This is a genomic window from Pantoea sp. RG18 (genome assembly GCF_025910075.1).
GTDB classification, from domain to species: domain Bacteria; phylum Pseudomonadota; class Gammaproteobacteria; order Enterobacterales; family Enterobacteriaceae; genus Pantoea; species Pantoea agglomerans.
Window position 1 is genome coordinate 57,162 of sequence record NZ_JAPCIL010000019.1, and the last position, 10,454, is coordinate 67,615.

Sequence of the window (10,454 nt, forward strand, 5' to 3'; positions counted from 1 at the left end):
CTTCCAGCGGAGAGCGCAGCTCTCCGCCGTCATCCACTCAGCCCTGCTCGTCCTTGTTCTCAACAAAGGTCGCTTTGTTGCGTGTGACCGTATAAGCCACTTTTTTAACATCTTCCGGTGACGTGGTCACTTCTACCGGTGCAATGGTCACCCGACCCATACCAAACAGAGTGGGTACATAGCCACCGACCTGGTGTTTTCCGGCCGGAACATGCAGCAGCATGCTTTCGCCGTTAGGCAATCTGCCGGCGTCTTTACCATCTACAGTCAGGAATACACTGGAGCCATCATCTGCGCGGGTCTTGATGTGTGAGACATCAATCTGCGTCGGGCCAGCAGCAAATTCATCTGGCGCATCGCTGGCGGCATGTTTTGCACAGCCAGTCAGTACAGCAGCAACCGTTACAACGGCGAGACTAAAACGATAACGCATTGGGCACTCTTTCTCCTGATCATCAGAACCCGCTATTTTAGCGATTTAGCGGGAGGATGTAAGGGGGATAAGAGTCGGCATGCTCTTAAAATAGGCTTAAAAGTACCGATTTCCCGGTATATTTGCGTAAAGAATATTTACTGAATAAATACACAGTATTTTTATTGCCTGATCGCAGCGCTTTTAACCTGCTGATCAGCATAAATTTAATCGGAGAATAACAACGAATAAGCGTAGCGTCACAGGCACATAGCGCCGATTTGCCTTAACTCTGCCTCTGTTAATTGACTGTTATAAGGTTCATAGTGGTGGTTCATCCCCGGTTAATCCCGGCGGCCTTCCCCTCTACAGAGGGCACGATATGCATTCTTATACCACCGATACTGTTTGCGCCATAACCGGCACCCATCCCGCTAACCTGAAGAGCTGGATGAAGCAGGGATTACTGACGCCGCAGCAGTATCAGGAACGCTGGAGTGATCATCACCTCAGTGAAATCCAGACCCTGGTTGGCTTAACAGCGACTGGCGCGACGCTCGACGAAATCTGGCAAGGTCAGCAGGCTGCTTCGACGGTCACCACCTATGGCTGGGCGGCGCGCAAAGGCGACCTGCTCTGGCAACTGGAATTTGGCACACCGCTGTCGCTTTCACGCCAGATGCACACGATGTCCAGCCATTATAGCGGTGATGATTTCGTCATTAATCTGCTGCGGCCGCTGAGCGCCTGGCTTTACGCCGATCTCCGTCGGGGAGCGTCACGTCGCCTCAACCGTTTTGAGCAAACCGTGCAGCAGCAGGCGGATAAAGTCATGCGCGCCTCATCGCGCAACGAATCTTCTATTCCTCTGTTTCTGGAAGCGGTGAGCGTACTTGATAAAACCGAAATCTGGCTTGAAGCCATTCGTCTTACTGCGATGGGCTTTAATGTCGAGGTTGACTCGCGTGCAACCGGGCTGCCAGCCGTTAAAACCGACCTTCATCAGCATCATGTGATGTGGTGTGGTGCCGGCATCAGCCAGCAGATGCAGGACTATTTTGAACAGCAGAGTCTGGATGGACATCCGGTAATGCTCAGTGGACCTGATTGTAACCTGCAATTTGCCCAATCCAACGCCTCCAGCGCTGCCTGACAGCAGGCAGCGCCTTCTTTACCCCTGTTTTTCCGCGCCAGTAAATAATTTTTTTCGTTAAGAATCTCTTAAGGTGGTTCCGTATACTGGTGCCACAACCCTGACTCATTGACGAGACTAAGATGAAAAAGACCTTACTGACCTTCAGCCTTCTCCTGTTACCACTCACTTTTACTGCTGCTCACGCGGCCTCTGGCCTGACCGGTTGTGCAGCCAAAAAGCAGGAGATTGAGACCCAGCTCTCTTTTGCCCGCCAGCACAATAATACCCATCAGGTTGCCGGCCTTGAAAAAGCGCTGAGCGAAGTAAATCAGAACTGTACCGAAAGCAGTCTGCTAAAGCAGCGTCAGGAAAAAGTGGCAGAGAAAAAGTTGAAGGTACAGGAACGCGAACAGGAACTGGCTAAAGCGAAAGCAGAAGGCCGCAGCGCCAGCAAGATCCAGAAGCGCGAAGATAAACTGGCTGACGCTCGCCAGGAACTGAAAGAAGCCGAGCAGGCTCTGCATCAGTAAAACTCATTCTGGCCAGCCACTGCGCTGGCCCGTTATTCTCCCTTCCCCAGCCCTGACCCTCTCTCCTTTCTAAATACCTGATTAGCCTGCGCTATTAACGTCCAATCCATTACTTTATGTAATCCTTTGATTACTTATTCTCATGCACTTAATTGGTGCAGCAAAGTCAACATGGTTACGACCAATTATTTAACTTTTTGAACGCCCTCAAAGATTTGAAAGATAGCGATATTTCCTGTCCTATGCAGAAAATACGCACTCCACGCGCATCTTTATTCGTCTGTAAGGGGCCAGCAATACTAATCTATTCACTTACCCTGCCCCAAAACAGGGCATTACTGCGTTGTGTCATGGCTAATGCCACATCTTATTTGTTTCAGGAGTGTTAGATTATGTCGGCGCAATGCAATGCGCTCTCCATCCACGGCTCCACACAATAAATAACTTCATTAAGAAAGGTTTTTTATGGATAAGTTATCTTATGCGTCTGAAAGCAGCACATCTGCCTGGTCCACCTATTTACAGCAAATCGACCGGGTTGCGCCCTATCTGGGCGATCTTTCACGTTGGATAGATACTTTGCGTCATCCAAAACGTGCGTTGATTGTTGATATTCCTCTCCAGATGGATGATGGCTCAATTCGCCATTTCGAAGGCTATCGCGTTCAGCACAACCTTTCGCGCGGCCCAGGAAAAGGCGGTATTCGCTACCATCCGGATGTCGACCTTAATGAAGTGATGGCGCTCTCCGCATGGATGACCATCAAATGTGCGGCGGTTAACCTGCCTTATGGCGGCGCTAAGGGCGGTATCCGCGTTGATCCGTTCAAACTGTCCGACGGTGAACTTGAGCGACTGACCCGCCGTTACACCAGCGAGATCGGCATCATCATCGGGCCGCAAAAAGATATTCCTGCGCCAGACGTCGGGACCAACAGCAAAGTGATGGCGTGGATGATGGATACCTACTCCATGAACCACGGCACAACGATTACCGGCGTTGTCACGGGCAAACCGATTCATCTGGGCGGTTCACTGGGGCGTGAAAAAGCCACCGGTCGCGGCGTGTTTATTACCGGACGCGAAGTGGCACGCCGTGCAGGTATTGAAATTGAAGGCGCACGCGTTGCGGTCCAGGGCTTCGGTAACGTCGGCAGCGAAGCGGCACGCCTGTTTGATGAGGCGGGTGCTCGTGTGGTAGTGATTCAGGATCACACCGCGACGCTGTTTAATGCCGATGGCATCAACATGGCTGCCCTGACCGAATGGCAGATCGCCAATAAGCAGATTGCCGGTTTCCCTGGTGCGCAGAGCATTGATAAAGAGGCGTTCTGGACCACAGGGATGGATATTCTGATCCCGGCGGCACTGGAAGGTCAGATTACCCGTGAGCGTGCTGAAGTCCTGAGTTGCAAAATCGTGCTGGAAGGCGCAAACGGCCCGACCTATCCGGATGCCGATGACATGCTGGCCACCCGCGGCATTATCGTGGTACCGGACGTGGTCTGTAATGCCGGTGGCGTGACCGTCAGCTACTTCGAGTGGGTTCAGGACATGGCCAGCTTCTTCTGGAGCGAAGATGAGATCAATCGTCGCTCAGACAAGATCATGACGGAAGCGATGGTACACGTCTGGGAAAAGTCGAAGGAGAAAGATTGCTCGCTGCGCACCGCGGCCTATATCGTGGCCTGTGAGCGTATTCTGATGGCGCGTAAAGATCGCGGTATCTACCCGGGTTAATGCCTGTGGCGCTGTTGCCTGCAGCAGCGCCCTTTCCCTGACTACTTCATCAGCACCTGAAACTTCGGATTAAATTCATCGAAAATCGGTAAAGCGGCGGCGCCGAGAGCGGCTGTATCGCTGCCGGTCATGCCAATTTTTAGTCGCATATCGTTAAGATAGCGTCCGCGCACCGACTGATAAAGCGGCGGCAATCGCTGCACCATCTGCTCCAGCAACGGCGCAGGCATCATCCCGCCAATAATTACCGCCTCAGCATCAAACACCGACTCCAGAATATTGATTGCCTGACGTAACGGCGTCGTCACATTCTCAATCCATGCGGTAAAACGCGCGGGTTCAATCTGCAACAGATCTTCGGGCAGCGCCCGCATTGGATCGAGACCGCAGAATTCATAAGCGGCCTGCAGCGAGACGTAACGCTCGAGGCAGCCCTGATTTCCGCAGTAGCAGTCGCGACCGCCCGGCTCGACCACAATGTGTCCGATTTCGCCCGCATTATGGGCGTGGCCGGTATAGATATGACCATCGGTGAAGATCCCCGCGCCCAGGCCGGTGCCGATATAGAGATAGATAAAGGAGTTCAGGTGGCGCGCCGTGCCGTGAAAGCGTTCGCCTATGGCGGCGACCGTAGCATCATTTTCCAGCGTCACCGGCAGACCACTGATGGTGGCGAGTTCAGCCTCAATATCGACCTGCTCCCACCCGTTCAGCGTGGTCGGCCCCACTGATGAAATGCCCTCCACACCAAAAGGCCCTGGCATCACCACGCCAATCCCCAGCACTTTTTGCCACTGAGTACCCAGGAAGGCGCGCATCTCCTCCAGCACGCTGGCAATGCACGCCAGGGTGGCAGCAGGCTGGGGCTTTTGCACCAGAACGAGGCGGCGGAAACGCACTTCGCCGCTGAGATCGACCAGAACCAGCAGCAGCGTCTGGTGATCAAGATGGATGCCGATCGACCAGGCACTGGTGGGATTGAGCGTAACCGGAATTGAGGGCTGACCACGCCCGCTGCGGCGCGGCTGGCGGCTGGTAAGCAGTTCGGCCTGCTCCAGTTCCGCCACGATATTCGAGACGGTCTGCGGCGTCAGCGCCGTCATGCGGGCCAGTTCGGCACGGGTCAGTTCACCGTGCAGACGAATAGCTTCAATCACCACACGCCGGTTGTGCGCCCGCGCATGTTCAAGGTTGGTACCCGAGGTTTTCATGTTGTTTTCCATTTCAGCGGGACCCGACAGTATTGGTCTCCGAAAGCATTCGGGCAAACAATATCTTTGATGCTGCACGCAATTCTCGCGCATCAGGATAGGCAATTTTGCCATAAAAGCGCAGTCTGAGTTTCAGCGTTGTTACGGCTTTGTTGCAATGCCCTCCGGCACTGTGGCATGCCGTTTGCTTAGATTCAGACAGGTCAGTTCACCCACTGACCAAAATTACGCCCCCGATTAAATCAATCAAATTGATTTAATTAACCGACAGCCTGTTGCTGCACAGTGGAGAAGACCATGTCACAGCGTTACACACCCCAACTAAAAGCCGGTTTTGCCGCCTTACTGATGTTAAGCGCAGGCAGCGCGGCGGCGGCCAGCCAGATCAATGCCCTGTTTATGACCCAGGCGGCTTACAGCGAAAATGATATCCGCGCGATGACGCAAAATTTTCAGAAGCAGCACCCGGATGTCAGCGTCAATCTGGAGTTTGTTCCTTATGAGGCGCTGCACGACAAGATTGTGGCGGCGCGTGGCGCGGGCGGCAATGGCTATGATGTGGTGCTGTTCGATGCCATCTGGCCAGCGGAATTCGCCCGTTTCGATTTGCTGCAGGATGTCAGCGCACGCATTACGCCAGAGGATAAAGAGAAGGTCTTCCCGGGCGCGATGAACACCGTGGTTTACAAAGGTAAAACGCTGGGTATGCCGTGGATCCTCGACACCAAATACCTTTACTACAACAAAGCGATGCTGGCTAAAGCGGGCATCACCACGCCGCCACAGACCTGGCAGCAGGTGCTGGATGACGCGAAGATCATCAAGGATAAAAAGATTGTCACCTGGCCGCTGGTCTGGAGCTGGTCCCAGGCTGAGGCGCTGGTGTGTGACTACACCACGCTTGTTTCAGGCTTTGGTGGTCAGTTCTATCAGAACGGCAAACTTAACTTCTCCAGCCCGGCTTCACTCAAGGCGCTTAACCTGATGAAAAGCTCGCTCGATGAGGGCCTGAGTAACCCGGCGTCGCGTGAATATCTGGAAGAGGATGTGCGTAAATCGTTTTCTAATGGCGATGCGGCTTTCGCGCTGAACTGGACCTACATGTACAACATGGCGAACGATCCGAAGCAGAGCAAAGTGGCGGGCGACGTTGGGATCATGCCTGCGCCCGGCGATGCGCCAGGAAAAGTGGGGGCGGTAAACGGCTCAATGGGGCTGGGGATCACCAAAGGCAGCACCCATGCCAACGAGGCGTGGCAGTACATTCAGTACATGACCTCACAGCCGGTACAGAATCAGTATGCGAAGCTCAGCCTGCCGATCTGGAAATCCTCTTATCAGGATGTGGCGGTGAAAAAGGATCAGGAGAGCCTGATTGCCGCGGCGGACAAATCGCTAAACGTGATGCTGTCACGTCCGGAGACCGCTGACTATTCCCGTCTGTCGAACCAGCTGCAACAGCAGTTACAGCAGGTGTTGCTGGGTAAAGCCCCGGCGCAGGACGCGATGGCGACGGTTGATAAAAGCGCCGCCCGGCTGCGTTAAGGAGTTATGATGCTGAGTTTGCGTCAACGCGAACAGCGTCAGGCATGGGTGCTGCTGGCACCCATGTTGCTGGTGATGCTGCTGTTAACCGCCTGGCCTCTGCTGCGTACCATCTGGCTCAGCTTTACCGATGCTGCGCTGATTGGCAGTGGTGAAACGCCTGCCTGGATTGGGCTGGAAAACTATCTCTATGCGCTTAGCGATCCCGACTTTCGGGCGTCGATCTGGCGCACACTCTATTTCACCCTTGTGTCTGTCACCGTTGAAGGGATTATCGGCGTGCTGGTGGCGCTGCTGCTGAATCAGAAATTCATCGGGCGCAACGTTTTGCGGGTGCTGGTGATTCTGCCGTGGGCGCTGCCGACCATCGTCAACGCCATGATGTGGCGGCTCAACTTCAACCCTGATTACGGCAGCATCAACGCCCTGCTCAGCCAGCTCGGCATCATTGACGGCTATCGCAGCTGGCTGGGATCGCCGGAGGCGGCGCTCAACGCGGTGATGTTTGCGGATATCTGGAAAAACTATCCGCTGGTCACCCTGCTGGTGCTGGCGGCGCTGCAGTCGATCCCCGAGGATCTGTTTGAAGCGGCACGACTGGACGGTGCCTCCGCCTGGCGGCGTTTCCGGGCGATTACCTTCCCGGCGATTGTTGCACCGCTCGGCGTCGCGCTGGTGTTACGCACCATCGATGCCTTTAAAATCTTCGACATCATCTACGTGATGACGCGCGGCGGCCCGGTGGACAGCACCAAAACCCTGAGCTTTTTCGTTTATCAGGAGTCGTTCAGCTATCTGCGTGCCGGCAGCGGTGCCGCCTACGCGATACTGATGACCCTGATGTGCGCCCTTCTGATCACGCTCTATCTGCTGATGTTATGGCATCAGCGCCGCCGGAGTACCGCTTATGAAAACTAAACTGCGACGGGTGCTGCGCTACGGGGCTGCGCTGCTGGTCGCCGTCAGCATTCTGGCCCCGATGGGCTGGCTGTTTCTGATGAGCGTCAGTTCTGCCAGCGATCTCTCCCGCGTGCCGCTGGAGTGGCTGCCGCGTCAATGGGATTTCAGCCGCTATCAGAGGCTGATTTCGCTGGCACCAAATCAGCCCGGCAACGTTTTCCTGCACGCGCTGGGTAACAGTTTGCTGGTGGCGACGGTGGCCACAGCGATCTCGCTGCTGCTGGCGATACCCGCGGCGTTCAGCTTCTCACGCTACAGTGGTCGTGATGCCTGGCTTTCCGGCGCTCTGGCAATCTATATGGTGCCGCCCGTGGCGTTTGTGCTGCCGCTCTACTTTCTGCTGCAACAACTGGGGCTGCTCAACACCCGTCCCGGCCTGGTGATGGTCTACTGCTCACTGATCCTGCCGTTTCTGACCTGGATGCTGAAGAACCAGTTCGACTCACTGCCACGTGATATCGAACAGGCAGCACGGCTTGATGGCCTGCGCTTCTGGCAGGTTCTGCTGCGCATTACGCTGCCGCTGGCAAAGCCGGTGCTGGGCGCTGCCGCGCTGTTCGGCTGGCTGCTCGCCTGGGATGAGTTTTTCTACGCGCTGCTGTTCACCAGCAATATTTCGGCACAGACCCTGCCGGTCGCCATTGCCGGTTTTACCGCAGGACGCGCGACCGATGACGGGCTGATCGCGGCAATCGGCATTCTGGCTTCGGTGCCGCCACTGTTTATTGCCATCTGGTTGCAGAAGACGCTGGTCAGCGGTCTCACCAGCGGCGGAAGTAAGGGATAATTATGGTCACTACCCTCACGCCCACCCTCTATGTGGTGGGCAATATAAATGTTGATTTAATCATGAGTACGCTCAGCGACTGGCCGCAGCGCGGCACGGAAGTGATGCTGCAGCACAGCGAGTTACGTCCCGGCGGGTCCGCAGGTAACTGTGCGCTGGCGCTGGAGGCGATGCAGGTGCCGCATCGGGCCATTGCCAATCAGGGCGACGATGGCTTCAGTCACTGGCTCGCCAGTCACTTTCCTCATAGCGCTGCATACTGGCCGCGCTATGCCTGTGAAACCTCGCTGACGGTAGGCGTGACCCATCCCGATAACGAACGCTCGTTTCTCAGCAATCACGGCCATATTACCGTGCTGACCGCGGACGATGTGCTGGCCCAGTTGCCGTCGCAGGCGACGCCGGGCGACATCGTACTGCTGTGCGGCACCTTTCTCTGTCTGGAACTCTATGATCACTACCCGGCGCTGCTGGCCGCGCTGCAACAGCGTGGCTTCTGTGTCGCCGTGGATACCGGCTGGCCGCCTGCGGGCTGGAGCGATGGGCTTCGCTTACAGATTGGCAACTGGTTAGCGGACTGTGACTGGCTGCTGCTGAATGAGGTGGAAGCGCTGGGCTTATCGGGCGCAGAACTGCTGGATCAAAGCGGTAAACAGCTGGCGGCCCGGCTCAGTGGTCGCGGCGGCTGTGTGATTAAGTGTGGCGCAGAGGGCGCACGTCTCTGGTCTGCCGCCTCTGTGCAGTATGCTGCTGCCCAGCCGGTGACGGTGGTAGATACCATTGGTGCCGGTGACAGTTTTAATGCCGGTTTTCTTACTGCACTGCTCTATCACCAGCCATCGCACACGGCGCTGCGCTGGGGCATTGAAGTGGCATCACAGGCGATAAGCAGCTCTCCGCGCCGCTATCCCAGCTGGCAACAACTCCAACTATCAAATGAGGTGCGCTGACCATGGCCAGTGTTGAACTTGTACAGGTGGCGAAGCGCTACGGTAAACAGAGCGTGCTGCACCCGCTGGATTTAACCATCCCTGATGGCAGTTTCACTGTGCTGGTTGGCCCCTCCGGCTGCGGCAAATCAACCCTGCTGCGGCTGCTTGCCGGTCTGGATACCGTCTCTGACGGGGCGATCATGCTGGATAAAAAACGCATTAACGATCTCGATCCTGCTGACCGGGATATCGCCATGGTGTTTCAGAGCTATGCGCTCTATCCGCATCTCACCGTCGCGGAGAATCTGGCGTTTCACATGCAGGTGAAAAAGGTGAAGCGCGAGGAGCAAAAAAGCAAAATCGCCCGTATTGCCGGCATTCTCGGCATCGATCAGCTGTTGCAGCGTTATCCAAGAGCGTTGTCGGGTGGACAGCGGCAGCGCGTGGCGATGGGCCGCGCCATGGTGCGCAATCCGCAGGTGTTTCTGTTTGATGAGCCGCTTTCTAATCTTGATGCGCAGTTACGCATGGAGCTGCGGGCCGAGATTAAGTCGCTGCATCAGCGTTTCAAAACCACCATGGTCTATGTTACCCACGATCAGGTCGAGGCGATGACGCTGGCGGATCAGATTGTGGTGATGAAAGAAGGGGTCATAGTGCAACAGGGTGCGCCGCTGGCGATTTATGACCGCCCGGTAAACACCTTCGTGGCGCGGTTTATCGGGTCACCGCCGATGAATCTGCTGGATGCCCGTTTCCAGACACGCGATGGCCTGCCTGGCGTCTGCTGTGGCGAGCAGTGGCTGCCGTTGCCGCGTCGCTGGCACAGTGCGGCACAGCAGCAGGCCGATCAGCCGGTCACGCTCGGCGTACGTCCGCACGATCTGATTTTTGATGCCAGCGGGCAACCGGCGGCGGTCAATATTGTTGAGATCACCGGCGAATCGACCCTGCTACATCTGAAATGGCAGGGTTTCCCGCTGCATATGCAACTGACCGGCCGCAGCGATGCCGTGCCTGGCGGCACGCTGCCGGTGACCGTTAATCCGGATAAAATGCATTTGTTTGATGCCAGCAGCGGCATGCGGCTGACGGAACAGTGATAAAAATAAACCCGCCAGCGGTAATGTCAGTCAGTTAAGCGACAGGTGATAACGCAGTCTGGTGCCGGGCCTGCTCTGAAACTTCAGTGTGTATTGTTA

10 protein-coding genes are annotated in these 10,454 nt (G+C 55.8%); 8 read left to right on the forward strand and 2 right to left on the reverse strand.

The genetic code is table 11. From position 1 onward, the window contains the following. Positions 1-37: 37 nt before the first annotated feature. Positions 38-433: a hypothetical protein gene (locus OK409_RS20140; protein WP_010247102.1), complete on the reverse strand. Its 396-nt coding sequence runs from the start codon at positions 431-433 to the stop codon at positions 38-40. Positions 434-794: 361 nt separating this feature from the next. Here OK409_RS20140 and OK409_RS20145 point away from each other — a divergent pair, with 361 nt between their 5' ends. The 3 genes from OK409_RS20145 to OK409_RS20155 all read left to right on the forward strand — a co-directional run bounded on the left by OK409_RS20145 (position 795) and on the right by OK409_RS20155 (position 3,817). Next, a complete protein-coding gene (locus OK409_RS20145; RefSeq protein ID WP_064690786.1) occupies positions 795-1,565 on the forward strand; it encodes a MerR family transcriptional regulator in 771 nt (256 codons plus the stop codon). A 122-nt stretch (positions 1,566-1,687) separates the two neighbouring features. After that, positions 1,688-2,077: a DUF1090 domain-containing protein gene (locus OK409_RS20150; protein WP_010247098.1), complete on the forward strand. Its 390-nt coding sequence runs from the start codon at positions 1,688-1,690 to the stop codon at positions 2,075-2,077. Positions 2,078-2,542: 465 nt separating this feature from the next. Beyond that, positions 2,543-3,817: a Glu/Leu/Phe/Val family dehydrogenase gene (locus OK409_RS20155; RefSeq protein ID WP_010247095.1), complete on the forward strand. Its 1,275-nt coding sequence runs from the start codon at positions 2,543-2,545 to the stop codon at positions 3,815-3,817. 41 nt (positions 3,818-3,858) lie between these two features. Here OK409_RS20155 and OK409_RS20160 read toward each other — a convergent pair whose 3' ends face one another. Beyond that, entirely contained in the window at positions 3,859-5,028 is a 1,170-nt protein-coding gene (locus OK409_RS20160) for an ROK family transcriptional regulator (protein WP_010247093.1), read from the reverse strand. 297 nt (positions 5,029-5,325) lie between these two features. Here OK409_RS20160 and OK409_RS20165 point away from each other — a divergent pair, with 297 nt between their 5' ends. The 5 genes from OK409_RS20165 to OK409_RS20185 are packed head-to-tail and all read left to right on the forward strand — an operon-like array spanning position 5,326 to position 10,355. Then, on the forward strand, positions 5,326-6,573 hold the full coding sequence (locus OK409_RS20165) for an extracellular solute-binding protein (protein WP_264367404.1): 1,248 nt from the start codon (positions 5,326-5,328) through the stop codon (positions 6,571-6,573). A 9-nt stretch (positions 6,574-6,582) separates the two neighbouring features. Continuing rightward, positions 6,583-7,491 carry a carbohydrate ABC transporter permease gene (locus tag OK409_RS20170; protein WP_022624334.1) on the forward strand — a complete coding sequence of 303 codons (909 nt, stop codon included), beginning with the start codon at positions 6,583-6,585 and terminating at the stop codon, positions 7,489-7,491. Then, complete coding sequence (locus OK409_RS20175; protein ID WP_264367405.1) at positions 7,481-8,320, forward strand: carbohydrate ABC transporter permease; 840 nt, start codon at positions 7,481-7,483, stop codon at positions 8,318-8,320. The genes OK409_RS20170 and OK409_RS20175 overlap by 11 nt, the downstream gene beginning before the upstream one ends. A gap of 2 nt (positions 8,321-8,322) precedes the next feature. Then, on the forward strand, positions 8,323-9,270 hold the full coding sequence (locus OK409_RS20180; RefSeq protein ID WP_010247086.1) for a carbohydrate kinase family protein: 948 nt from the start codon (positions 8,323-8,325) through the stop codon (positions 9,268-9,270). A 2-nt stretch (positions 9,271-9,272) separates the two neighbouring features. Beyond that, positions 9,273-10,355, forward strand: coding sequence for an ABC transporter ATP-binding protein (locus OK409_RS20185; RefSeq protein WP_052271553.1), 1,083 nt, complete (start codon positions 9,273-9,275; stop codon positions 10,353-10,355). The last annotated feature ends 99 nt before the right edge of the window (positions 10,356-10,454 follow it).